Raw genomic sequence first — 24,112 nt, forward strand, 5'->3', positions numbered from 1 at the left:
CGGCCAGAAGAAGCCTGGGCGGAGGGGCTAGTCGAGGTCGGTCTGGATCCAGCGGGGGGAATGGTGGATGTCGATGGTCTGGAGGCGGCCGGGGCCGGCATTCTCGAACCTGTGGGGCTGGCCGGCCGGGGCGAGCAGGACGTCGCCGGCGGCGGCGTCCATCACCTCGTCGCCGATGAAGAAGCGGGCGTGGCCCATGATGACCACGAAACTTTCGTCATAGGGATGGACGTGCAGGCACGGGCCTTCGCCGATCGTGTCGGTGGCGTAGGCGAGGATGGTGTTGGCGGAGCCGATGGCCTCGCCGGCCAATGAGCCGCGCCATGCGCGCGGGCCCGCGGTGTCGAAGGCCCGCGCCTTGACGGCGGGCCGGTCGTCGGGCGGGGCGGTGGCGGGGTCGTAGTCTCGGCGCGCCATTCAGCCGGCATCCTCGCGCAGGGTGTCGGCGACGAGGGCATTGGCGTGGCCGTGGCCCATGCCGTGCTCCTGTTTCAGCCATGTCACCAGTTCCATGTGCTTCTTGCCGGGCTGGGCGCGGATCAGGTCTTTCCATTCCGCGATGGGGCGCCCGTACTTGGCCTCGATGGAGGGGAAGTAGGAGGCCGGGCCCTTGATCTTGTCGGTCATCGTGTCTGCCTTTCATCGCCGGGCCACCTGCCCGGCTGCGGCAAGCTATAGCGGTTTCGCGGTCCGGCCGGGGTGATTTCTTTTCTCCCGGCGGCTGGGCGCGGGTGGTTGCAACGGTTTGTTAACCATTGCCGGTCCAAGCTGGCGGGGCGGCCGATGCAGGGGTGCGGCTGGCCGCGCAAGGGCAGGCCCGGTGCGACATCCCAATGCGCCGGGCAGAAGGGGGCAGGGCGGCGCGCTGCCCCCTTTCCATTTGCGCCGCCGGTGAGGCGTGCTAACAAGCGGGCGATGCTGGAAATTTTCTTACAGACCCTGCCCTTCTTCTGCGTGATCGGCCTTGGCTTCGGGGCCGGGCGCACCGGCTTTTTCACCGAGGAGGCGACGGCGTGGCTGACCAAGTTCGTCTTCTACTTCGCGCTGTCGGCGATGCTGTTCCGGTTCTCGGCGAACCTGTCCTTCGGCGAGGTGTTCAACATGCGCTTCATCGCCGCCTACCTGTGGGCCACGGCCTTCGTCTATGGCGTGGTGATGATGGCGGCGTTCCTGCGCGGTGCCTCGATCGAGGAGGCGGCGTTCGAATCGCAATGCGGGGTGATCGGGAACGTGGGGTTCCTTGGCGTGCCGATGCTGACGCTCTTGATGGGCGAGGCGGCGATCGGGTCGGTGATGCTGGTGCTGTCGATCGACCTGATCGTGTTCGGCTCGCTGGTGGTGATCCTGGTGACCGGGTCGCGTGACGGGGCCGTGGGACTGGGCGCGCTGAAGACGGTGGGCCTGGGCCTGCTGAAGAACCCGATGATCGTGTCGATCGTGCTGGGGCTGGGTTGGTCGGCGCTGAGGCTGCCGATCCCCGGGGTGATGAACGATTTCCTGTCGCTTCTGGGGGGCGCGGCGACCCCCGGGGCATTGTTCGCCATCGGCGCGTCGCTGGCCACGAAGAAGGCCGAGCGGCCGCTGATCGCCGGCTGGCTGAGCTTCAGCAAGCTGGTGCTACACCCCGGCGCGGTGGCGTTCTCGGCGCTGATCCTGTTCCCGGTGGAGCCCTATGCCGCCGCCGTGATGATCGCCGCGGCGGCACTGCCGGTGGCGGGGAACGTGTATATCCTGGCCGAGCATTACCGGATCGCGCCGCAGCGGGTTTCGGCGTCGATCCTGATCTCGACGGCGCTGGCGGTGGTCACGGTGTCGCTGGTGATCGGCTGGGTGGGGCAGCTTTACTGAAAGGATCGGTCGCATGGGCGAGATGCCATCGGGATACGAGCCGCTTTCCCTGCCGCACCGGCGGGAGCTGAGCGATGCAGAGGCGCTGGAGGCCGTCGAGGCGTTCCGCGCGCTGATGCGGCAGCGGCACACGGTGCGGGAGTACGAGACAAGGGCGGTGCCGGAAGAGGTGATCGCCGCGGCGATCGAGACGGCGGGCCTCGCGCCGAGCGGGGCGAACCAGCAGCCCTGGCATTTCGCGGCCGTGGCCGACCCGGAGATGAAGGCGAAGATCCGGGCGGCGGCCGAGGAGGAGGAGCGGCAGTTCTACGAGGGCGGCGCCGGCGACGCGTGGCTGGCGGCGCTGGAGCCGATCGGGACGGATGCCAGCAAGCCGCACCTGACGGACGCGCCCTGGCTGATCGTGGTGTTCGCGCAGCGCTATGGCGTGAACCCGGATGGCAGCCGGCGGAAGCATTACTACGTGCCGGAGAGCGTGGGGATTGCGACGGGGTTCCTGATTGCGGCGCTGCACGCGGCGGGGCTGTCGATGCTGACGCATACGCCGAACCCGATGAAATTTCTCAACGGGTTGCTCGACAGGCCGGAAAATGAAAAGCCGGTGATGATTTTGACCGTGGGCCACGCGGCCCGGGATGCTACGGTGCCGAAGGCGGCAACCATCAAGAAACCGATTGAAGAGATCATGAGCGTCCATCGCGGCGACGCGGAAAGGAAGGATTGAACCATGGAAACCGTTTCCGAGAACGCCTGTTTCGGCGGGGTCCAAGGGGTGTACAAGCACGCCTCGGAGGCCTGCAACTGCGACATGACCTTTGGCCTGTTCCTGCCGGAAGAGGCGAAGGACGGCCCGGTGCCGGTGCTGTGGTACCTGTCGGGGCTGACCTGCACGCATGAGAATGCGATGACCAAGGCGGGCGCGCAGGGCTGGGCGGCCGAGCAGGGGATCGCTTTGGTGTTCCCCGATACGAGCCCGCGCGGCGAGGACGTGGCCGACGAGGATTCGTTCGACATGGGCCAGGGGGCGGGGTTCTACGTGAACGCCACGCAGGACCCGTGGGCGAAGCATTTCCGGATGTGGGATTACGTCGGCGAGGAGCTGCCGGAGCTGGTGGCGAAAGAGTTTGCCATCGATGCAAGCCGGCAGGGCATCACCGGGCATTCGATGGGCGGGCATGGCGCGCTGACGCTGGCGATGGGGCTGAAGGGGCGGTATCGCTCGGTCTCGGCCTTCGCGCCGATCTGCCATCCGACGGCGAGCGACTGGGGCCGGAAGCAATTGGGCGGTTACCTGGGCGATGACGAGGCCGTGTGGGCCGCGCATGATGCGACGCTGCTGATGCGGGAGAACGGGTTCGACGGGCCGATCCTGACGGATACCGGGACGAAGGACCAGTTCTACAAGTTGCTGAACACCCATGACTTTGCCCATGCCGTGGCCGAGCGCGGGCAGCAGGCCAATTTGCGGCTGCAGCCGGGGTATGACCATAGTTACTTCTTCGTCTCGACCTTCATGGAGGACCACGTGAGCTTCCATGCCGAGGCGCTTTATGCGGGCTGATCAGCCCCTAGACTGTCGGGCCACTGTGTTGCGGCCCGGCTCACCCGCCGATTTTGGGAAGGATATTGCATGAGCCATTACGACCTCATCATCATCGGTTCCGGCCCCGCCGGGCGGTCGGCCGCGATCCAGGCGGGAAAGCTGAAGCGGCGGGTGCTGGTGATCGACCGGCGCGACCGCTTGGGCGGCGTGTCGGTGCATACCGGGACGATCCCGTCGAAGACGCTGCGGGAGACGGTGCTGAACCTCTCCGGCTGGCGTGAGCGGAGCTTTTACGGCCGGTCCTACCGGGTGAAGGAGGATATCGGGGCGCAGGACCTCAAGTCGCGGCTGCACAAGACGCTCGATTACGAGGTCGATATCCTCGAACACCAGTTCAACCGGAACCATGTGGACACGCTGAACGGCATGGCGAAGTTCATCGGCCCGAACGAGGTGGAGGTGGCCACCGAGGCGGGCGAGGTCAGCCGGCTGACCGCCGACAGGTTCCTGATCTCGACCGGGACAAAGACCTACCGGCCGGATTACGTGCCCTTCAACGGCTCGACCATCGTCGACAGCGACGAGTTCCTGGAGCTGGCGCAGATCCCGCGGAGCCTTGTGGTGGTGGGCGCGGGGGTGATCGGGGTGGAATATGCCACCATGTTCTCGGCGCTCGACGTGCGGGTGACGCTGATCGAGCCGCGGGATACGTTCCTTGATTTCATCGACACGCGCATCATCCAGGAATTCACCCACCAGATCCGGGATAACGGGGTCGATTTGCGCCTTGGGTCGGCCATCGAGCAGATCGAAGATGCCGGGAAGCATGTCGAGGTGAGCATGGCCAACGGGCGGCATGTGCGGGCCGAGATGCTGCTCTTTGCCGCCGGGCGGATGGGGGCGACGGAGAAGCTGAACCTCGACGCCGTGGGGATCGGGACCGACCATCGCGGGCGGATCGAGGTGGACCGGAAGAGTTACCAGACGTCGGTTGGGCATATCTACGCGGCCGGTGACGTGATCGGGCATCCGAGCCTTGCGTCGACCTCGATCCAGCAGGGGCGGATCGCGGCGTGCCATGCGCTGGACACGCCGACGCTGCCGGAAAGCCCGTGGTTTCCTTATGGCATCTACTCGGTGCCGGAGATTTCCACCTGTGGCATGTCCGAGGAAGAGATGCAGGAGCGGGGCATTCCCTACGAGGTGGGCGTGGCCCGGTTCCGCGAGACCAGCCGGGGGCATATCATGGGGCTGGAGCACGGGATGCTGAAGATGCTGTTCAGCCTCAAGACCCGGCGCGTGCTGGGCGTGCAGATCGTGGGCGAGGGGGCGACGGAACTCATTCACATCGCGCAGGCGGTGCTGAACCTGAAAGGGACGGTGGATTACTTCGTGCAGAACACGTTCAACTACCCGACGCTGGCCGAGGCCTACAAGATCGCCGGGCTGGATGCGTTCAACCGGATGCCCATCCCCGAGGCGTACAAGGTGAAGCGGGAAGCGGAGAAGAAGCCAAAGGCGAAGAAGGCGTGATCTACGTCGATGCCGATGCCTGCCCGGTGAAGGCGGAGGTGGAGCGGGTGGCCACGCGGCACGGCGTGGGCGTGAAGATGGTGTCGAATGGCGGCATCCGGCCGTCGGCCAACCCGGCCGTCGAAACCGTGATCGTGCCGGAGGGGCCGGACGAGGCCGACAAGTGGATCGCCGAGCGGGCCGGGGCGGGCGACGTGGTGATCACGGGGGATATTCCGTTGGCAGCGAGGTGTGTCGAGGGTGGCGCGCTGGTGCTGAAGCCCAATGGCGAGGCGCTGACCGAGCGCAACGTGGGTTCGGCGCTGGCCACGCGCGACCTGATGAGCGACCTGCGCGCCGCCGATCCGTTCCGGCAGGGCGGCGGCAAGGGGTTCACCAAGGCCGACCGGTCAAGGTTTCTCGACGCGCTGGAGCGGGCGCTTCGGCAGGCGGCGCGCTGAGCCATTTTTCCGGGGCGCGGCGCTTTACAATCCCCGCCTGCTCCCGTTTGTTGCCGGGGACAGCGAACGGGACTTCATGACACAGGTTTCCATAGAACGGACGAACCTGGTGGGCGCGCTCTGTGCGTTCACGGCGGCGCTGTGCTTTTCGCTCAACGACGTGGCGATCAAGTTCGTTTCGGACGATTACGCGCTGCACCAGGTGGTGTTCCTGCGGGCGCTGGTGGGCATTCCGACCTTCCTGGTCCTCGTGATGCCGTTCTTTGGCGGGATCAATGTGTTCCGCACGCGGCGGCCGCTGGCCCATGCCGCGCGGGGTCTTTGCGTGGTGTTCGCCAACTCCTTCCTGTTCCTCGGGCTGGCCGCCCTTCCGATTGCCGACGCGGTGGCGATCTTCTTCGTCTCGCCGCTGGTCATCACCGTCTTCTCGGTGATCTTCCTGCGCGAACGGGTGGGCGCGCGGCGCTGGGCGGCCATCGCGGTGGGGTTCGTGGGGGTGCTGCTGATCGCCAAGCCGGGCACGTCGGCGTTTCAGTTGGCTTCGGTCTTCCCGATGATCGCGGCCTCGCTTTACGCGGTGATGCACATCATCGCCCGGCGGATCGGCGACACGGAAAGTGCCGCGACCATGGCGATCTATTCGCAAAGCTGCTTCCTGGTCGTCAGTGCGGCCATCGGGCTGAGCATCGGCGACGGCAAGCTTGCGGAGATGGCGCCCGCGGACCTTGATTTCCTTCTGCGGGCCTGGGCGCCGGTGGATCCGTCGGATATCCCGATCTTCGTCCTTCTGGGCCTCAGCGGGCTGGCGGGCGTCCTTTTCATCAGCCAGGCCTACCGGCTGAGCGAGGCGGCCTTTGCCGCGCCGTTCGAATATGTTTCGATGCCGATGGCGATCCTGTGGGGGGTCACGGTGTTCGGCACGTGGCCCGACGCCGTGGCCTGGGCCGGCATCGCGCTGATCCTCGGGTCGGGGCTTTACCTTGTCTGGCGCGAGTCGCGCAAAGGCACCCACGTGGCCGATGGGCCGGTCAGGAGATAGGAGCGTTTCATGGCGATCAACGCGGTGATTTTCGACATCGGCAACGTGCTGATCGAGTGGCAGCCGGAGAAGTATTTCGACCGGGTGCTGGGAAAGGCCAAGCGCCGGGAGATGTTCGGCGAGGTCGATATTCACGGGATGATGGTGAAGATCGATGCCGGCAATGTCTTTGCCGACGTGGTGGAAGACACCGCCTGGGCGCATTCGAAGTGGCGGCAGGAGGTACTGAAGTTCCGCTGGAAGTGGACGGAGATTGCCCAACCGGAGATCCCGGACTCGGTGAAGCTTCTGCGGGCGCTGAGGGCGAAGGGCGTGCCGGTCTTCGCGCTGAGCAATTTCGGCAAGGAGAACTTTCCGCTGAGCGAGGCGCAGTTTCCCTTCCTCAAGGAATTCGACCGCCGATATATTTCCGGCGAGATGAAGATGATCAAGCCCGACCCAGAGATCTACGCCGCCGTCGAGGCCGATTGCGGGCTTGACCCGGAGACGCTGTTCTTCACCGATGACCGCGAGGACAATATCGCCGCCGCCGCCGCGCGCGGCTGGCAGACACACCGTTTCGAAACGCCCGAGGGGCTGGCCCGGCGGCTGGTCGAAGAGGGGCTTCTGACGCAGGAGAATATCGCATGAGTGTCACCATGATCCCGTTCGAAGAGGGCGAGAAACATCTCGACTGGATGAAGCTGTGCGCGGCGTTCGAGGCCGGGCACAGGCTGCCCAAGGCCGAGATCGGGGATACGTTCTTGTACCGCGATCCCGACACGCTTCTGTCGCGCTCGGCGTGGATCGACGGCATGGGGCTGGCGGTGAAATCGGCGACGATCTTTCCGGGCAATCCCAAGGCCGGCAAGCCGATGATCCACGGGTCTGTCTGTGTCTTCGGTGATGGGGACGGGCAGCTCGAGGCGGTGATCGATTTTCACCTCGTGACCAAGTGGAAGACGGCCGGCGACAGCCTTTACGCCGCGACGCAACTGGCCCGGCCCGACAGCGAGAATATCCTGATCGTCGGCGCCGGCACGGTGGGCCGGTCGCTGTTCCAGGCCTATTCCACCGCCTTCCCGAAGGCGCGCTTCACGGTGTGGAATCGCACCCGCAAGAATGCCGAAGCGATGGTGGAAGACTGCCCCGGGTTGCAGGTGGCCGATGATCTGGAGGCGGCGGTTGGCGCGGCCGATATCGTCACCTCCGCCACGATGTCGACCGAACCACTGTTGAAGGGGGAATGGTTCCGCCCCGGACAGCATGTCGACCTGATCGGCGCCTACCGCCCGGACATGCGCGAGGTGGATGACGACGCGCTCAAGCGGGCGCGCGTCTTCGTCGACAGCTACGACACGACGGTGGGCCATATCGGCGAGATCAAGATCCCGCTCGAGGCGGGGGTGATCGCGCGCGACGACCTTGTCGCCGATTACTACGAGCCGGGGAAATTCAAACGTGAGAGCGACGACGAGATCACGCTTTTCAAGAACGGCGGCGGCGCGCATCTCGACCTGATGACCAGCCGCTACATCCTCGACGCCTGGGCCGCCGCGCAATGACCTGGTGGGCCGTCATCGCCATCATCGCGGCCGTGGCGATCTGGCCCTTCGCGGTCGAGGCGTTGCGGCCCCGGATGAACCGAACCCGGCGGGAGGCCGCGCCGGGGCAGTTCGCCACCCTGTCGCAGGGTGTCACCCATTACCAATGGTTCGGGCCGGAGGACGGGCCTGTGGCCGTCTGTGTTCACGGGCTGACGACGCCCTCTTTCGTCTGGGGGCCGATCGCGGAAGATCTGGCGCAGTCAGGCTATCGCGTGCTGACCTACGATCTCTACGGCCGCGGCTTTTCCGACAGGCCGAGGGGCGCGCAGGACAGCGCGTTCTTCATCCGCCAGCTCGACGAGTTGCTCGAGGACCAAGGGGTGACGGGCGAGATCACGCTGCTGGGCTATTCCATGGGCGGCGCCATCGTCTCGGCTTTCGCGGCACAGCAGGCGGGGCGCCTGCGACAGCTTGTGCTGCTGGCGCCGGCGGGGTTGGGCCATGACCTTGGGCCGGTGGCGGACATGGCGGTGAAGTACAATTTCCTTGGCCGCTGGATGATGCTGGGGTTCTATGCCAAGTCGCTGCGCCGGGCGACGGAATCCGAGCGCGGGGGGCACGAACGCGTCGACCGGATCGTCGACCTGCAGATCGCCGAGACCCGGTTGAAAGGGTTTGCGCCTGCGGTGCTGTCCTCGCTGCGGGGCATTCTCGACGAGGATCTCGAAGACGCCCACCGCACCATTGCCGGGGCCGGGGTGCCCGTGCTGGCGATCTGGGGCGAGAAGGATGATGTGATCCCGCTGACCTGCAAGGATACGCTGTCGGAGTGGAACCCGCAGGCCCGGCAGGCCGTGGTCCCGGATGCCGGTCATGCGCTGGCCTATACGCACCCCGATGCGGTCATGGCGGCGACGAAGCAGGTGCTCTGACGGCGCGGTATCAGGCCAGCGCCGGTTTCAGACGGTTCTCCTTCACCGGCAGGTGCACCAGCGCCGAGAATGCGCCGACGCCCACGCCGACCCACCACACGGCGGTGTAATTGCCGTAGATGTCGTACATCCGCCCGCCCAGCCAGACGCCCAGGAAACTGCCGAGCTGGTGGCTGAAGAACACGATGCCATAGAGCGTGCCCATGTAGCGCAGCCCGTAGAGATGCGCGATCAGGCCGCTGGTCAGCGGCACGGTGGCCAGCCAGAGCGAGCCCATGCCGACCGAGAAGAGCAGCACGGTCGTGGGCGTCATCGGCACCATGATGAACCACGCGGCGATGATGGTTCGCCCGGTATAGACGGCGGCGAGCAGGTATTTCTTGGAGTAACGCTTGCCCAGCCAGCCCGCCGTCAGCGTGCCGGCGATATTGGCCACGCCGATGACCGCGATGGCCGCCGCGCCGAGGGCGGATGTCGAAGTGATGCCGATCCCGTGCAGCACACTGCCCGAGGCGATGGGCCCGCACATCTCGGTCACGAAGGCGGGGAAATGGGCGGTGACGAAGGCAAGCTGGTAGCCGCAGGAGAAGAAGCCGAGGAAGATGAGGGTGTAGGACGGGTCGCGGAAGGCCTTTCCGAGAATCGCGCCCATGCTTTCTTCGAGCTCCGGTTTCGAGATCGGCTCGGGCGCGCGCATCAGGGGCAGCATCAGAAGGGCGGAGAGAATGATCGCGGCGAAGGCCACGAACACCATCTGCCAGCTCATCACGCTCAGCAGCGCCTCGGCCAGGGGCGGGCCGACGACCTGCCCGGCCGAGCCGGCGGCGGTGGCGATGGCAAGGCTCATCGAGCGGTTCTCGTCAGAGCTGGCGCGGCCCACCACGGCAAGGATCACGCCGAAGCCGGTGCCGGCGATGCCGAAGCCCACCAGCACCTCGTAAACCTGAAGCGCGCCCGGCGTAACGGCGGTGGAGGACAGGACAAGCCCCAGCGCGTAGACCACGGCGCCCATCACGATCGCCTTGCGGTCGCCGATCCGCTCGGCCAGCATGCCGAAGATCGGCTGGCCGATACCCCATGCGAGGTTCTGGATGGCGATGGCCATCGAGAACTCGACCCGGAGCCAGCCGAATTCCTCGGCAATCGGGATCTGGAAGACACCGAAGGAGGCGCGGATCGCGAACGAGATCAGCATGATTGCACATCCGGCGATCAGCACCGGTGTGAAAAGCGGGGTCGATTTCTGCATGACGCGCTCCTGTCGCAGCCCGCGCACCTTACCCCGCCGGGAAGCGGCGTCAATTCAAGGATTGTGCGGGTCACAATCACCGTTCGTGACGGAAGCGCGGCAGAGGCGCTTTTCATGGCCGCGCGGGCGCGCTATGCGGGGCGGATGGAAACGCTGCCGGAACGATATGACCGCCTCGTCGCCGAGGGGAAGCTGACCCGCGACGCCGCGCAGGAGGCGGCGCTGCCCGAGTTCGAGCGCATCCGCGCCGATCTTGCGAAACCGCAGAAGAAGGGCTGGTTCCGCAAGGCGCCCGAGCCACCGAAGGGGCTGTACCTCTGGGGCGGGGTCGGGCGTGGCAAGTCGATGCTGATGGACCTCTTCGTCGATACGATCGAGGTGCCCAACCGCCGGGTGCATTTCCACGCCTTCATGCAGGAAATCCACGCCGGGATGCACGCCGCCCGCAAGAAGGGGGTGGAGGACGCGCTTTCCCCCGTGGCGAAGGAAGTGACGGAACGCGTCCGCCTGCTGGCCTTCGACGAGATGCAGATCACCGACATCACCGACGCGATGATCGTGGGCCGGCTTTTCGAGGCGCTGTTCGATGCCGGTGTCGTGGTGGTCACCACGTCGAACCGCGTGCCCGACGACCTTTACAAGAACGGCCTCAACCGCCAGCTTTTCCTGCCTTTCATCGACCTGGTGAAGGAGCGGATGGTGGTGCACGAGATGGCCGGCCCCACCGATTACCGGCAGGATCGGCTGGCCGGGGCGCAGACCTATTTCACCCCGATCGACGCCGAGGCGCGCGAGAACATCAAGGCGGTCTGGAACGATCTCACCGATGGCGACAGCGCGCCCCATACCCTCGTGGTGAACAAGCGCGAGGTCACCATCCCCGCCTTCCGCAACGGGGTGGCGCGGGCCAGCTTCTACGACCTTTGCGCCAAGCCGCTCGGCCCCGCCGACTACCTCGCCATTGCCGAGGCGGCGCGGGTTCTGGTGCTGGAAAACATCCCCCAGCTCTCGCGCTCGAACTTCAACGAGGCCAAGCGCTTCGTCACCCTTGTCGACGCGCTTTACGAGGCGGGCACGCAGCTTATCTGCTCCGCCGCCGCCGAGCCGGAATACCTCTATGTCGAGGGCGAGGGCAGCTTCGAATTCGAGCGCACCGCCAGCCGCCTGCGCGAAATGCAATCCGAGGGCTGGGCAGAGAGCTGACACCCGGCTTCTTCTGGCCGGAAATATCCTGGGGGAGGCGTTGAAATTCCGAAGGATTTCAACGTCGGGGGCAAAGCCCCCCGCAATGTCAGCCCGCCCGCGATGTCGCCTGAAGCCAGTTGATGTAGATCCGCTCGGCCACCTCGTTGAACGCCTCCATCCGGGCGTCGCAGGTCGCCTCGACCTCGCGCGCGGCATCCGGGCCGATCACCTTGTCGAGGGCGCCCGCGTATTCGGGGATGTTGTTCCAGTTCTGCACGGTGTCGGATTCGATCTCGACATGGAACTGCACGGAATAGGCGCGGGTTTCCCATTTCATCGCCTGCACGGCGCAATCGGGCGACGTGGCCAGCACCTGCGCCCCCTCGGGCAGCGCGGTGACCTCGGCCGAGTGCCATTGCAGGCAGTCGAACTTCTCCGGCAGCCCGTCGAAAAACACGCCGCTGGCGCCGGCCTCGGTCAGGTGCACGTCGAGCACGCCGACCTCGGGCGTCTTCGACGGACCCACCGTGCCGCCCAGCGCCTCGGCCAGAAGCTGATGCCCGAGACAGACGCCGAGATAGGGCATGCCTTCCTCGGCCACCGCCTTGCGGATGAAGGCCTTTTCCTCCTTCAGCCAGGGGTGAATGTCCTCCTGCCAGGTGTCCATCGGCCCGCCCATGACCCAGAGCGCGTCGAACCCCTCGGTCGTGGCGGGCAGCGGCTCGCCCTCGTCAAGCTCGATCGCCTCCCATGTGTGGCCGTCTTCGCGCAGGAACTTCCGGAAGACGCCGGGATGTTCGACACGTTCGTGCTGCAGGACGAGAATATGCATGGGGCCCTCCGTTCTCTCGCGCCCGAGACTATGGCGCGGGCCGGCGCGTTGACAAGCGGCGACCGCAAACCGCGCCCCGCGTGACGCAATCGGCCCGCTCCGGCGCCTCAGCGATAGGCGGAAGGCGGCTGCCCGTACTGAGCGGCATAGGCCCGGGAGAAATGCGAGGAGCTGGCGAACCCGGTGGCCAGCGCGATCTCGGTCAGCGACAGGGGCGAGTTGCGCAACAGGCTCTGTGCCTTCTCAAGCCGAAGCTCGCGGTAATAGCGCATCGTCGGCCGGCCCAGCTTGTCGGTGAAGAGCCGGTTGAGCTGCCGTTCCGACAGCCCGGCGGTTTGGGCCAGGTGGGCCAGGTCGACCGGGTCAGCCACGTTTGCCTCCATCACCTCGACCGCGTCGAGGATGGCAGCGTTGTTCACCCCCACCCGCTCGACCAGCCCGGCGCGCTGCGGCCCGGCCGAGGGGCGCACCTCGGTATGCATGAACCAGTCGCTCACCAGCCGGGCGAAGGGCTTGCCGTGGTGCTGGGTGATCAGCGCGTGCATCAGGTCCATCGGCGCCGAGCCGCCGGCACAGGTCACCCGGTCGCGGTCGATCACGTAGAGCGAGCGTTCGATCAGCAGGTGCGGCGAAATCTCGGCCAGCGCCGCGGCATGTTCCCAGTGCACCGTCATCCGCCGCCCCGCCATCAGCCCGGCGCGCGCCAGGATGATCGGCCCGCCCGACACGCCGCCCAGAGGCACGCCCTCGCGCGCCATCCGTGCCAGCCAGTTGATCACGGCGCGGTTGTCATAGGTGGTCGGGTCGCCGCCCGCGACGACGAACAGGTAGTCGAGCGACAGGTCGTCGCCCACCTTGGCCTGCGGCATGACCAGCGCCGCGCCGGAACTGGCGATCGGGTGGCCCGAGGCCGAGATGTTGATCATCTCGTAAAGCGTCCGCCGCGCCAGCACGTTCGCCGCCCGCATCGGTTCGGTCAGCGCGGCGTAGGACATAACCGCGAACCCGTCGATCGGCAGGATGCCGATTCGCCGCGTGGTCACGGATTTTGTACCAATACTGTCCATAAAAGACACGTATCCGACTATTTCGGGAAAGTCGAGCGACGCGGAACGCGTCATGCTGGGGGCAACTCAAGGATAAGGATATCCGCCCGATGCGCTATTCAGCATTCAGGATCTTCAAGGAAGGCCTGACCGGCAACAAGGGATGGAAACCCGTCTGGCGCGACCCCGAGCCGAAGGCGGAATACGATATCGTCATCATCGGCGGCGGCGGGCACGGCCTTGCCACGGCCTATTACCTTGCGAAGGAATTCGGCCATCGCAACGTCGCCGTGCTGGAAAAGGGCTGGCTCGGCTCGGGCAATATCGGGCGGAACACCACGATCATCCGCTCGAACTACCTGCTGCCCGGGAACGAGCCGTTCTACGAGATGTCTATGAAGCTGTGGGAGAACCTCGAGCAGGACACCAACTACAACTCGATGGTGTCGCAGCGCTCGATCCTCAACCTCTTCCACACCGACGGCCAGCGCGACGCCTTCGTGCGGCGCGCCAACGCGATGTTCCTCGCCGGCGCCGATGCCGAGCTGGCCGATGCCGCCGCGCTGCGCCGCGAGCTTCCGTTCCTCGACTTCGACAATGCCCGCTTCCCGATCAAGGGCGGCCTCTTCCAGCGCCGCGGGGGCACCGCCCGGCACGACGCGGTGGCCTGGGGCTATGCCCGCGGCGCCGACAGCCGCGGCGTCGACATCATCCAGAATTGCGAGGTCACCGGTTTCGACATCCAGAATGGCAAGTGCCTTGGCGTCGAGACCAACCGCGGCGCGATCAAGGCGAAGAAGGTGGCGGTCTGCGTCGCCGGCTCGTCAAGCCGCGTCATGGCCGCGGCGGGCATGCGCCTGCCGATCGAAAGCCACGTGCTGCAGGCTTTCGTCACCGAGGGTCTGAAGCCTGTTCTCCCGGGCGTCATCACCTTCGGTGCCGGCCACTTCTACGTCAGCCAGTCTGACAAGGGCGGGCTTGTCTTCGGCGGAGATATCGACGGCTACAACACCTATGCCCAGCGCGGCAACCTGCCGGTGGTCGAGGACGTGGCCGAGGGCGGCATGGCGATCATGCCGATGATCGGCCGCGCCCGGCTTCTGCGGTCCTGGGGCGGGCTGATGGACATGTCGATGGACGGCTCGCCCTTCATCGACAAGACCCATATCGACGGGCTCTATTTCAACGGCGGCTGGTGCTACGGCGGGTTCAAGGCGACGCCGGCCTCGGGCTACGCCTACGCCCACCTGCTGGCCAAGGACGAGCCGCACCCGACCGCCGCGCAGATGCGCCTCGACCGGTTCCGCAGCGGCAACATCATCGACGAAAAAGGCGTGGGCAACCAGCCCAACCTCCACTGACGGGCGTGCTCATGACCTTTCATCTTTCCAAAAATACTCACTGCGCAACGCCGGACACGGGGGCCAACGCATGATCATTCCGCACCCCCTTCTCGGCCCGCGCGATGCCGCCGAATTCGTCTATCTCGGCGATGCCAGCCTGATCGACCGGCCCGATTGGCAGGCCGAAGGCGCGATGGAGCAGTTCCACGATTACGGCTACCTGCGCGACAACCCGGCCGGCCAGCACCAGGAGCTCTGGTACCACGAACAGGGCGACCGTTCGTGGCTGGTGGTCACGCGCGACACGCTGACCCATGAAATCACCCAGGTCGAACTGGCCCGCGACGTGGCGCGCGCAAGGGGGCGGGACAAATGACTCAACCCAACCGCATCGGCGGCGGCCTGATCGACCGCGCGAAACCCCTCACGTTCCGTTTCAACAACAAGGAGATGGCCGGGTTCGAAGGTGACACGCTCGCCTCCGCCCTGCTGGCCAACGGCCAGCGGCTCGTCGGCCGGTCGTTCAAGTATCACCGTCCGCGCGGCGTGTTCACCGCCGGCTCGGAAGAGCCGAACGCGCTGGTGCACCTGCGCACCGGCGCCCATACCGAGCCCAACACCCGCGCCACCATGGCCGAGCTGTTCGACGGGCTCACCGCCACCAGCCAGAACCATCGCGGCTCGCTCGAGCACGACATGATGGCGGTCACCGATTTCCTGTCGCCCTTCCTGTCGGCGGGGTTCTATTACAAGACGTTCATGTGGCCGAAAGCCTTTTGGGAAAAGGTCTACGAACCGGCGATCCGCGCCTCGGCGGGGTTGGGGCGGCTGTCGATGCAGGAAGACCCCGACCAGTATGACAAGGGCTTCCTGCATTGCGACCTGCTGGTGATCGGCTCGGGGCCTGCGGGCCTGTCGGCGGCGCTGGCGGCGGCACGGGCCGGGGCGCGCGTGATCCTGGCGGACGAGGATTTCGTCGCCGGCGGGCGGCTCAATTCCGAGACGCTGGAACTGGGTGGCATGGCGGGCCACGACTGGGCGGCGCAGGCGCTGGCCGAACTGGCGTCGATGGGCCACGTGCGCATCATGACGCGGACGACCGTTTACGGCGCCTACGATCACGGTATCTACGGGGCGCTCGAACGCTGCACCGACCACCTTGCCGACAGCGCCGGCAAGCCGCGGCAAATCCTGTGGCGGATCTATTCCAAGCGCGCCGTCCTCGCCGCCGGCAGCACCGAGCGGCCCATCGCCTTCGGCAACAACGACCGCCCCGGCGTGATGCTGGCCGGCGCCGTGCGGACATACGTGAACCGGTTCGGCGTGGCGCCGGGCAAGGAAGTGGCCGTTTTCACCAATAACGACGATGGCTGGCGCACGGCGGCCGACCTCACGGCGAAAGGCGTACACATCCGCGCCGTGATCGACAGCCGCGACCGGGCGGCACCCATCACCCTGCCCGACGTGCGGCATATCCGCGGGGCAAGCGTGGTCAACACCGTGGGCCGCAAGGGCCTGAAATCCATCACCCTGACCGACGGGCAGGTTCTGCCGGTCGACTGCCTCGCCGTCTCGGGCGGGTGGAACCCCAACGTGCACCTTACCTGCCACCAGCGCGGCAAGCCGGAATGGCGCGACGACATCAAGGCCTTCGTGCCGGGCGGCACCATGCCCGCCGGCATGGTCGTGGCGGGCGCGGCCAATGGCGCGATGACGCTGGCCGCCGCCCTGGCCGAAGGCCGGGCACAGGCCGAGGCGCAGATTTCCGACCTCGGGTTCACCCCCGCCAAGGCCGACCCGGTCGAGGCCGAGGACGAACCGCAGGACACCGCCGCCTTCTGGTACGTGCCGGAGAGCCGCCACCGCGCCTGGCTCGACCAGCAGAACGACGTGACCGTGAAGGACGTGAAGCTCTCGCACCAGGAAGGCTTCCGCGCGGTCGAGCATCTCAAGCGCTATACCACGCTCGGCATGGCCACCGACCAGGGCAAGACCGCCAATATCCCGGCGCTCGCCATCATGTCCGAGATCACCGGCCGGACGATCCCCGAGACCGGCACCACCATCTTCCGCCCGCCCTTCACCCCCGTGCCCATGGGCGCGCTGGCAGGCCGGGCACGCGGCAAGGATTTCCGCCCCTACCGGCTGACCCCTTCGCACAAATGGGCCGAGGAGCATGGCGCCAGCTTCGTCACCGTCGGCAATTGGCTGCGGGCGGAATGGTACGTTCAGGGCGACGAGAAGGGCTGGCGCGACTCCGTTGACCGCGAGGCCAAGACGGCCCGCGAGAAGGTGGGCATCTGCGATGTGACCACGCTGGGCAAGATCGACATCAAGGGCAAGGATGCCGGGGCGTTTCTCGACAAGGTTTATGCCAACACCTTCTCGACCCTGAAGATCGGAAAGGTCCGCTATGGCCTGATGCTGCGCGAGGATGGCATCTGTTACGACGATGGCACCACCGCTCGCCTAAGTGAGAACCATTACGTGATGACCACGACCACGGCCAATGCCGTGCTGGTCTTCCGCCGGATGGAATTTGCACGCCAGTGCCTGTGGCCCAACATGGACGTGCACCTGATTTCCACCACCGACGGCTGGGCCCAGTTCGCCGTCGCCGGGCCAAAATCGCGCGACCTGCTGCGCAAGGTGGTGGACAAGGATGTCGATCTCTCGAACGAAGCCTTCCCCTTCATGTCCTGCGCCGAGATCACCGTCTGCGGCGGCACGCCCGCGCGGCTGTTCCGCATCTCCTTCTCGGGCGAGCTGGCCTATGAAATCGCCGTGCCCGCGCGTTATGGCAACTCGATGATGGCGGTGCTGAACGAGGCTGGCGCCGAGTTCGGCGCTGTCCCCTACGGCACCGAGGCGCTTAGCGTCATGCGCATCGAGAAGGGCCATGCCGTCGGCAACGAGCTGAACGGCCAGACCACCGCCCACAATATCGGGCTGGGCAAGATGGTCAGCCAGAAGAAGGAATGCATCGGCAACGTCCTCTCGCAACGCCCCGAGATGATCCGCGACGATGCGATCCGGATGATGGGCTTCCGCCCCGTCGACCGGTCGCAGAAGCTGATCACGGGGTCGCACTTCATCAACAAGGGCGAGGAGGCGGTGATGGAGAACGACCAGGGCTGGATGACCTCGGTCGCCTACTCGCCGAACCTCGGCCATTCCATCGGGCTGGGCTTCATCAAGTCGGGCCACGAGCGCAAGGGCGAGATCGTCCGCGCCGTCAGCCCGGTGCACGGCACCGAGATGGAGGTCGAGATCGTGTCGGCCCATTTCATCGACCCGGAAGGAGAGCGTCTCCGTGGCTGAGTTCACCCTCACATCCGCCCCGCCGCTGGCCGGCGTGGACGAGACATTCGACGGCATCCACCTGCGCGCGCCCAAGGATCTGGCGATCGTGGCCGTCGCCCTGCCACTGGGCGGCGAGGATGCGGCGCTGGCCGCGATTGCCAAGGGCTATGGCGCCGATCTGCCCGCGCCCGGCAAATCGACCACCGCACAGGAAGACGGGGCCACGCTCCTGCGGCTGGCCCCCGACCAGGCGTTCATCCTCTTCCACCGGGCCGAGCCGGATGCCGAAACGATCGTCGCCGGGCGGATCGGCGATACCGCCTATCTCACCGACCAGACCGACACGTGGGTCGCGCTGGAGCTGTCCGGCCCCCGCGCCCGCACGGCGCTGGAACGGATCTGCCCGCTCGACATTCACCCCGACGCCTTCGCCGTCGGGGACGCCGCGCGCACGGTGATGGAGCATCTGGGCACCATCATCCTACGCACCGGGCAGGACAGCTTCCTGCTCCTCTCCGCCAGTTCCTCGGCCGGCTCGTTCCTGCATGCCGTGGAAACCTCGATCAAGAACGTCAGCTAAGGGATTCACAACGCGGATTTCAGGGCTCCGCGCCACGAAGGGAAAGGAAGATAGCACATGTATCTCGAGAACTTCGAACGCGCCCGTACCGCGGTGGCGACACCCGTGTCGGGGCGGCGCAGCCTGTCCGGCGAATTCGTCTTCATCAGCCAGGATGACAGCGTGGCCTTCCTGGCCGAGGCCTGCATCGACGTGTTGCGCAGCGCCAACCGCCTGACCGGGCAGCCCGCCTATGACTGGGTGCATATCCGGGGCGAGGCCAAGCTGTCGCAGGCCTGCGGCCCGGTCTGCGGCCCCGACCAGACGCTGGTGCTGATCGGCGGCACCGATACGCCGTGGCAGCCCTCGGCCGGGGGCCTGACCACCCTGCGCGCCGCCATCCGCAATGCTGCCCGCGTCTGCGTGGTGGGGGCGGCCGTCTTCGTGCCGCTCGCCGCCGGGGTGCTGGCCACCAAGCGGCTGGCGGTGCATCCCAGCTTCCGCCCCGGGGTCGAGGAAGGCGCCCAGGGCCCCGAGATCGTCGAGGGCACCACCTGTCACCACAAGGCCATGAGCAGCGCCACCGGCCATGTCTCGGCGATCCGGATGATGGTTGACCTCGTTGGCGTCCGTGATGGCGAATTCACCCGCGTGGCACTGGCCCGCGACCTCGGGCTCAACGAGCCGCAGGCCGAATGCGGCTCGGGCGAGCACTGGCGCTACAAGCGCATGGCGCAGGGCGACGAGGTGATCTGCGAAGCCCTCCAGATCATGCGCGACCACCTCGAGGACACGCTCACCGTCGGCCAGATCGCCGATATCCTCGACGTCTCCCCCCGCAAGCTCGAACGCGGGTTCAGCGAGTATCTCGGCCAGACCCCCCTCAAGGTCTACCGCGACCTGCGGCTCGAACGGGCCCACAGCCTGCTGGCGCAGACCTCGCTTCCGGTGGGCGAGGTGTCGGTCGCCTGCGGGTTTTCCAACGTGACGCTGATGAAGAAGTGGTTTCATCGCAAGTACGGCCAGATGCCGGGCGAGGTGCGCCGCCATGCCTTCGCGGGCGCCGGCCGCGCCGCGTAAGAGGGGTTTGACCGCCGCACGGCGTTTGGCCATCCTCTTGCCATGGTAAAAGGCGTTCTCCTCGATCTCTCCGGGGTCTTATACGAAGGCAACCGGCCCGTGCCCGGCGCGGCCGAGGCCGTGGCGAAGCTGCGCGCGGCGGGCCTGCCGGTGCGCTTCCTGACCAACTCGACCCGCTCACCGCGGCGCAAGCTTTTGGAAAAGCTGCGCAAAATGGGGTTCGAGCTGGAGGATCAAGAGTTGTTCACCCCCGCCAAGGCGGCCTGCGAGAAACTGGAAGAAAACGGGCTGACGGCGCACCTTCTGATCCACCCCGACCTGGCCGAGGATTTCGAGGGCTTCGAGGAAGCAGAAGCGCCCGGCGCCCTGGTGGTCGGCGATGCCGGCACCCATTTCACCTACGACGCGCTAAACGCGGCCTTCCGCATCCTCGCCGACGGTGCCGCATTCTACGCGCTCGCGGCCAACCGGACCTTCTATGATGCCGACGGCGCCCTGAGCATGGATGTCGGCGCCTTCGTCGCGGCGTTGGAATATGCCAGCGGGCAGACCGCCGAGGTTCTGGGCAAGCCGGCCGAGGCGTTCTTTCGCGCCGCGCTGGGGGACATGGGCGTGGCCCCGGAAGACGCGGCGATGGTCGGCGACGATCACGAGGCGGATGTCGCCGGCGCCCTGCGCGCCGGGCTGGGCCGCGCGGTGCTGGTGAAGACCGGGAAGTACCGAGATGGCGACGAAGCCGGCGCAGACCCGGCGCCAAGCCACGTGGCCGCCGACCTCTCGGCCGCGGTCGACTGGCTGCTCTCCTGACGCCTCAGAAGATCCTCTGTTCGATTTCCTTCGGGTCTGCCACCTCGACATGCCAGAATGCCACCGCCCCCTCCGGCAGGCGCTTTAGCACCCGCTCCAGGTCGGCGCGGCTGGTATAGCGCCGCAGGGTCCATGCCACCGCCTCGATGGCGGTCTCGGGCGTGATGTTGTGATCCTTCCGCACCGCCATGACCTCGCGCACCAGCGTGGCACGGTCGGCGAAGGGCAGGGGCGGTTCCTCCACCTGCCAGCCGTTGATCAGCACCGCTCGCGGGATGGATGGAAGAATCGACGCGAAATCAATACCCTGCTGGGCGGTCAAACGGCGTCGGAACACCTGGAGCACGCCATCCATCGCGGTATAGGCCGAGTTGTCCGACTCAAGGTCCATCCGCTCTTTCAGGTCGTCCAGTATCGCCCGCCATTCCTTCGAGGCGTGGCGATAGGTCCATGGCATCGGCATCGGGTCCTCCTTCGCTGCACGTCGCCTTGGCAACTGCTTCTAGACCGTATCGGCTGATCTGTCTCCGGCGCGCAACGAAAAACCCCCGGCGTTTCCGCCGGGGGCCTTCTGATGTTCAATCCGCCTTGGTTCAGCCGGCGTGCCGGGCCTGGGCTCGGAATTCGGTCTGGTCGGTGATCGAGAACCGCCCGCCCTTGACCTTCTGAAGCTTGCCCTGCCGCAGCAGGTGCCCGAAGGAGCGCAGCCCGTCCTCGCGCGAGAAGGCGTCGAGCTCGACCTCCTTCAGCTTGCCCATCAGCATCGGGCGCGAGAACTGCTGGCGGCCCTCGATATCCGCCATGTAGGCGGCGGCGGCTTCCAGAAGCTCGGGCAGGGTGCTCGCGCCGATCTGCTCGGCGAACTCGCTGAACCCGCCCTCTTCCACCGGCGCGCTTTCCGCCTGGCCCGAAAGCTGGGCCGACACGCGGCGCGGGCGAACAGGGTCGCGCGGCGTATCGACCCGCTGTTCGGCCACCAGCTTCAGCGGGGCCTGCCGTGTCTCGGCACCGGGGCGGCGCGAGCGCGGGCTTTCGTCGGACCCCATGGCCCGGTGGCGGCGCGGGCGCACCACGCTGGCCAGGTCAGAGCGATAGGGGTCTTCGTCGGTTTCCTGCTCCAGCGTGCTGCCGGCGTTCTTCTCGGCCTTGGTGGCGGCCACGGCGGCGCGCAGGTGCTGGATGGCATTCCGGCGCTTGTTCGAGTCGGGTGCCTCGAAATGCGTGTCGGCGGTGTCGAACAGGCGCGAGGCGTCCGTTTCGGTGTCCGATCCCTGAAGGCGCGCGGCCCTGCGGGCACCGGGCATGTCGTCCGGCTCGTGCATCGCGTCGTCACGGGCTTCGGCCTCGGGGGCGGGTTCCTCGAAGATCTGCTCGGGCTCGGCGGTATCCGCGTCGGCGGTTTCGAACGCCGCCTCGTCGATCCCGGCCTCGTCGCCCAGCATCTCGTGGGCGGCAGGCTCCTCGTCGAAACCGGCGCCCTGTTCCATCTCGGCCTCGACCTCGGCCAGCTCGCGCTGCAGCTCGGCCTCGTCCTCGGGGCTCAGCATCGCCTCGCCATCATCGGCCGGGGCGGACGTTTCCGGCGCGGCGGCAACCTGTGCCTCGTCGTCGAAATCTTCCTCGATCTGGCCCGAGGCGATCGCCGCCTCGAATTCGCTGCGCTTCATTTTCAGCACGCGGGCCCGGAGCGGGTGGTCGGTCTCCGTGGCGACCTGCTCTTCACCGGTCAGGACGAAGGGGGCCGCGTCATCGGTTTCCGCGTCGGGTTCTACTTCCGGGGCGGACTCTGCCTCGGTCACGGTGTCCTGCGCAGTTTCCCGCACGGGCGCCTCATCCGCCGGCATCGCGTCGGCCAGAAGCTGCGACAGCGTATCCTCGGACAGCCCGTCATCAAGCTCCGCCTCGTCGGCGTCCGACTCGGCCGTTTCCAGAACGTCGGCCGGGTCCTCTGCCGCGTCATCGGCAGCCTCGGCCAGGCGGGCGCTCAGATCGGCAAAGGCGTCGTCCTCGTCACTGTCCTCGGCCGCTTCTTCCGCCTGGGCCACGGCCGCGTCATCCTCGGCCAGCGTGGCGTCAAGCTCCTCGGCGGTACGTTGCAGGAAGTCCTGCGCGTGCTCGTCCTCGGAATAGTCGTCGGTGGCATAGCCATCGTTCGAATGCGCCACGACCGAGCGAATCCGGCGCAGCCGCGCGGCAACGCTGTCGGCCTCTTCGGCGGCGGGGGCCGGGGGGATGATCACCTCTTCGACATCGTCCTCGGCGTAATCTTCGTCGTAGCCGGCGAAAGGCTCGTCCTGGTCCTCCCCGGCGACATCGGCGAAGGCGTTCAGCTCTTCGTCGTCGTAGTCCTCGGCATCGTCCTCTTCTGCCGCGAGGCCGGCCATGGCCTCCTGCAGGGCCGCATCGTCTTCCTCGGCGACGGGTGCCTCGGCGATCACGACCTCGTCCTCGGTAATCACCGGGTCTTCCATGACAGGGGCTTCGGCGGCCAGCGGCTGCTGCTCCTGCGGGGGCGTTTCGATGGCGGTTTCGGGGGCGATCTCGTCCGCGGCTTCTTCGGCCACGGGCTGGGCGGCCTCGGCTTCGGCTTCGTCGGCCTCGGTATGCGCGTGGATGGCGGTTTTCAGCGCCTCGCTCTCGTCCTCGACACGGGTCAGAGCGGCAGCGGCGGCAATCTGCTTCGGCTCGGGTTTGGGCGCCGGGGCGGGCTCGGGCGCAACCTCTTCCGCCTGTGCCGCGGCCTCGGCGGCGCGCAGCACGATCCGGCCTTCGTTCTCGTGCGCCTCGACCCGGCGAGCGATCTCGCGCTCGGCGATCCGGGCCAGCATCTCGGCGTCCGGCGTCGGCGGCTCTGCCCCGAAATACCGGTCATCGGCGGCGAGGTCACGGAAGTACTCCGCAATCGCCTTCATGGTTTCAAACGAGTCGTCAAAGCCTTCAAGCGTGCATGAGAAGGTGCCGTATGAAACCGTCAGGATTTTACTTGTACTTACCATAATCTCGCTCACATTGATCTGCCCGCAGGCCTCGTGTTTACCATGATCCCCTAGACCAAAGCGGTTCGATTCTTGGAGTATTACCGTATCATTTAGTGGTTAGAATGTGTTCTATTTCTTAATCGGGTTACAATCTACGGAGTCTTGCCTTGATTGTGCATGCCAGTGAACCAGTCACGCTGATCGGTGGTGCGGCGGTGACGAAAACGCGTATCGAACGGGCACTGTCACTGGCGCCGCAGGTGGTCGCGGCCGACAGCGGGGCCGATGCGGCGCTGGCCCACGGGGTCGAACCGGCCGCCGTGATCGGCGATTTCGATTCGGTGTCCGAGGCGGCCCGGCGCGCCCTGCCCCCCGCCGCCCAGCACCGCATCGCCGAACAGGACAGCACCGATTTCGAGAAATGCCTGCGCAACATCCGCGCGCCGCTGGTCATCGGTATCGGCTTTTCCGGCGACCGGCTCGATCATGCGCTCGCCGCCTATAACACGCTCGTCCGCTATCCGGGCCGCCGCTGCATCCTGCTGGGGGCCGAGGAGCTTGTCTTCCTCGCCCCGCCGTCCATCTCGCTCGACCTTGCGCCGGAGGTGCGGGTGTCGCTTTTTCCGATGGGCGCGGTCGAGGGGGTGTCGGACGGGCTGCAATGGCCGATCAACGGGTTGAACTTCGCCCCCGACGGGCGGGTCGGCACCTCGAACATCTCGACCGGCACGGTGCACATGTCCTTCACCGCCCCCAAGATGCTTGTCATCCTGCCCGAGCAGAGCTTCGAGACGGTCGCCCGCGCCCTGCTGGGCACCACCGCGCTCTGGCCGGGGGATTAGGGTTGCGGCACCGGGCAATCGCCCTCC

General features: G+C 66.7%; 24 protein-coding genes. 17 read left to right on the forward strand and 7 right to left on the reverse strand.

What is annotated here, in order from left to right; genetic code table 11:
- Nucleotides 1–27 precede the first annotated feature (27 nt).
- Both QUV18_RS09415 and QUV18_RS09420 read right to left on the reverse strand, forming a co-directional pair.
- Nucleotides 28–417, reverse strand: a complete 390-nt coding sequence (locus QUV18_RS09415) for a cupin domain-containing protein (protein ID WP_300893560.1) — start codon at nucleotides 415–417, stop codon at nucleotides 28–30.
- Nucleotides 418–627: a DUF4287 domain-containing protein gene (locus QUV18_RS09420; protein ID WP_300893561.1), complete on the reverse strand. Its 210-nt coding sequence runs from the start codon at nucleotides 625–627 to the stop codon at nucleotides 418–420.
- Between the two features lie 288 nt (nucleotides 628–915).
- Here QUV18_RS09420 and QUV18_RS09425 point away from each other — a divergent pair, with 288 nt between their 5' ends.
- From QUV18_RS09425 to QUV18_RS09465, 9 genes are all read left to right on the forward strand, one after another.
- Nucleotides 916–1,848 (forward strand): AEC family transporter, encoded by a 933-nt coding sequence (locus tag QUV18_RS09425; RefSeq protein WP_300893562.1) that lies wholly within the window; start codon nucleotides 916–918, stop codon nucleotides 1,846–1,848.
- A 13-nt stretch (nucleotides 1,849–1,861) separates the two neighbouring features.
- Nucleotides 1,862–2,572 (forward strand): nitroreductase family protein, encoded by a 711-nt coding sequence (locus tag QUV18_RS09430; RefSeq protein ID WP_300893563.1) that lies wholly within the window; start codon nucleotides 1,862–1,864, stop codon nucleotides 2,570–2,572.
- Nucleotides 2,573–2,575: 3 nt separating this feature from the next.
- On the forward strand, nucleotides 2,576–3,409 hold the full coding sequence (gene fghA / locus QUV18_RS09435) for an S-formylglutathione hydrolase (protein WP_300893564.1): 834 nt from the start codon (nucleotides 2,576–2,578) through the stop codon (nucleotides 3,407–3,409).
- Between the two features lie 69 nt (nucleotides 3,410–3,478).
- Nucleotides 3,479–4,924 carry a Si-specific NAD(P)(+) transhydrogenase gene (gene sthA, locus QUV18_RS09440; protein WP_300893565.1) on the forward strand — a complete coding sequence of 482 codons (1,446 nt, stop codon included), beginning with the start codon at nucleotides 3,479–3,481 and terminating at the stop codon, nucleotides 4,922–4,924.
- Complete coding sequence (locus QUV18_RS09445; protein ID WP_300893566.1) at nucleotides 4,921–5,364, forward strand: YaiI/YqxD family protein; 444 nt, start codon at nucleotides 4,921–4,923, stop codon at nucleotides 5,362–5,364. Before sthA ends, QUV18_RS09445 begins: the two co-directional genes overlap by 4 nt.
- 76 nt (nucleotides 5,365–5,440) lie before the next feature.
- Nucleotides 5,441–6,403 (forward strand): DMT family transporter, encoded by a 963-nt coding sequence (locus QUV18_RS09450; RefSeq protein WP_300893567.1) that lies wholly within the window; start codon nucleotides 5,441–5,443, stop codon nucleotides 6,401–6,403.
- Nucleotides 6,404–6,412: 9 nt separating this feature from the next.
- Entirely contained in the window at nucleotides 6,413–7,033 is a 621-nt protein-coding gene (locus QUV18_RS09455) for an HAD family phosphatase (RefSeq protein ID WP_300893568.1), read from the forward strand.
- On the forward strand, nucleotides 7,030–7,947 hold the full coding sequence (locus QUV18_RS09460; RefSeq protein WP_300893569.1) for an ornithine cyclodeaminase: 918 nt from the start codon (nucleotides 7,030–7,032) through the stop codon (nucleotides 7,945–7,947). Before QUV18_RS09455 ends, QUV18_RS09460 begins: the two co-directional genes overlap by 4 nt.
- Complete coding sequence (locus QUV18_RS09465; RefSeq protein ID WP_300893570.1) at nucleotides 7,944–8,861, forward strand: alpha/beta hydrolase; 918 nt, start codon at nucleotides 7,944–7,946, stop codon at nucleotides 8,859–8,861. Before QUV18_RS09460 ends, QUV18_RS09465 begins: the two co-directional genes overlap by 4 nt.
- A 10-nt stretch (nucleotides 8,862–8,871) precedes the next feature.
- On the opposite strand, the gene QUV18_RS09470 is transcribed toward QUV18_RS09465, so the two are convergent.
- Nucleotides 8,872–10,110, reverse strand: coding sequence for an MFS transporter (locus tag QUV18_RS09470; protein ID WP_300893571.1), 1,239 nt, complete (start codon nucleotides 10,108–10,110; stop codon nucleotides 8,872–8,874).
- 144 nt (nucleotides 10,111–10,254) lie between these two features.
- Between QUV18_RS09470 and zapE the strand changes: the two genes are divergently transcribed.
- On the forward strand, nucleotides 10,255–11,313 hold the full coding sequence (gene zapE / locus QUV18_RS09475; RefSeq protein WP_300893800.1) for a cell division protein ZapE: 1,059 nt from the start codon (nucleotides 10,255–10,257) through the stop codon (nucleotides 11,311–11,313).
- 88 nt (nucleotides 11,314–11,401) lie between these two features.
- Here the strand turns inward: zapE and QUV18_RS09480 are convergent, their stop codons facing one another.
- Both QUV18_RS09480 and QUV18_RS09485 read right to left on the reverse strand, forming a co-directional pair.
- Nucleotides 11,402–12,127, reverse strand: coding sequence for a type 1 glutamine amidotransferase (locus tag QUV18_RS09480; protein WP_300893579.1), 726 nt, complete (start codon nucleotides 12,125–12,127; stop codon nucleotides 11,402–11,404).
- 107 nt (nucleotides 12,128–12,234) lie between these two features.
- Entirely contained in the window at nucleotides 12,235–13,170 is a 936-nt protein-coding gene (locus QUV18_RS09485) for a GlxA family transcriptional regulator (protein ID WP_300893581.1), read from the reverse strand.
- A gap of 113 nt (nucleotides 13,171–13,283) precedes the next feature.
- Between QUV18_RS09485 and QUV18_RS09490 the strand changes: the two genes are divergently transcribed.
- The 6 genes from QUV18_RS09490 to QUV18_RS09515 all read left to right on the forward strand — a co-directional run bounded on the left by QUV18_RS09490 (nucleotide 13,284) and on the right by QUV18_RS09515 (nucleotide 20,265).
- Nucleotides 13,284–14,534, forward strand: a complete 1,251-nt coding sequence (locus QUV18_RS09490; RefSeq protein WP_300893582.1) for a sarcosine oxidase subunit beta family protein — start codon at nucleotides 13,284–13,286, stop codon at nucleotides 14,532–14,534.
- 70 nt (nucleotides 14,535–14,604) lie between these two features.
- Nucleotides 14,605–14,892, forward strand: coding sequence for a sarcosine oxidase subunit delta (locus QUV18_RS09495; RefSeq protein ID WP_300893584.1), 288 nt, complete (start codon nucleotides 14,605–14,607; stop codon nucleotides 14,890–14,892).
- Nucleotides 14,889–17,837: a sarcosine oxidase subunit alpha family protein gene (locus QUV18_RS09500; protein WP_300893585.1), complete on the forward strand. Its 2,949-nt coding sequence runs from the start codon at nucleotides 14,889–14,891 to the stop codon at nucleotides 17,835–17,837. Before QUV18_RS09495 ends, QUV18_RS09500 begins: the two co-directional genes overlap by 4 nt.
- Nucleotides 17,830–18,399: a sarcosine oxidase subunit gamma family protein gene (locus tag QUV18_RS09505; RefSeq protein ID WP_300893587.1), complete on the forward strand. Its 570-nt coding sequence runs from the start codon at nucleotides 17,830–17,832 to the stop codon at nucleotides 18,397–18,399. Before QUV18_RS09500 ends, QUV18_RS09505 begins: the two co-directional genes overlap by 8 nt.
- A 57-nt stretch (nucleotides 18,400–18,456) precedes the next feature.
- On the forward strand, nucleotides 18,457–19,458 hold the full coding sequence (locus QUV18_RS09510) for a helix-turn-helix domain-containing protein (protein ID WP_300893588.1): 1,002 nt from the start codon (nucleotides 18,457–18,459) through the stop codon (nucleotides 19,456–19,458).
- Nucleotides 19,459–19,500: 42 nt separating this feature from the next.
- Nucleotides 19,501–20,265, forward strand: a complete 765-nt coding sequence (locus QUV18_RS09515) for a TIGR01458 family HAD-type hydrolase (RefSeq protein ID WP_300893590.1) — start codon at nucleotides 19,501–19,503, stop codon at nucleotides 20,263–20,265.
- A gap of 4 nt (nucleotides 20,266–20,269) precedes the next feature.
- Here the strand turns inward: QUV18_RS09515 and QUV18_RS09520 are convergent, their stop codons facing one another.
- Both QUV18_RS09520 and QUV18_RS09525 read right to left on the reverse strand, forming a co-directional pair.
- Nucleotides 20,270–20,728, reverse strand: a complete 459-nt coding sequence (locus QUV18_RS09520; RefSeq protein WP_300893591.1) for a DUF2267 domain-containing protein — start codon at nucleotides 20,726–20,728, stop codon at nucleotides 20,270–20,272.
- 130 nt (nucleotides 20,729–20,858) lie between these two features.
- On the reverse strand, nucleotides 20,859–23,177 hold the full coding sequence (locus QUV18_RS09525; RefSeq protein WP_300893592.1) for a hypothetical protein: 2,319 nt from the start codon (nucleotides 23,175–23,177) through the stop codon (nucleotides 20,859–20,861).
- 239 nt (nucleotides 23,178–23,416) lie between these two features.
- Between QUV18_RS09525 and QUV18_RS09530 the strand changes: the two genes are divergently transcribed.
- Nucleotides 23,417–24,085: a thiamine diphosphokinase gene (locus tag QUV18_RS09530; protein ID WP_366914632.1), complete on the forward strand. Its 669-nt coding sequence runs from the start codon at nucleotides 23,417–23,419 to the stop codon at nucleotides 24,083–24,085.
- Nucleotides 24,086–24,112: the final 27 nt, after the last annotated feature.

It is taken from the genome of Roseovarius sp. (assembly GCF_030373445.1).
Lineage (GTDB): Bacteria > Pseudomonadota > Alphaproteobacteria > Rhodobacterales > Rhodobacteraceae > Roseovarius.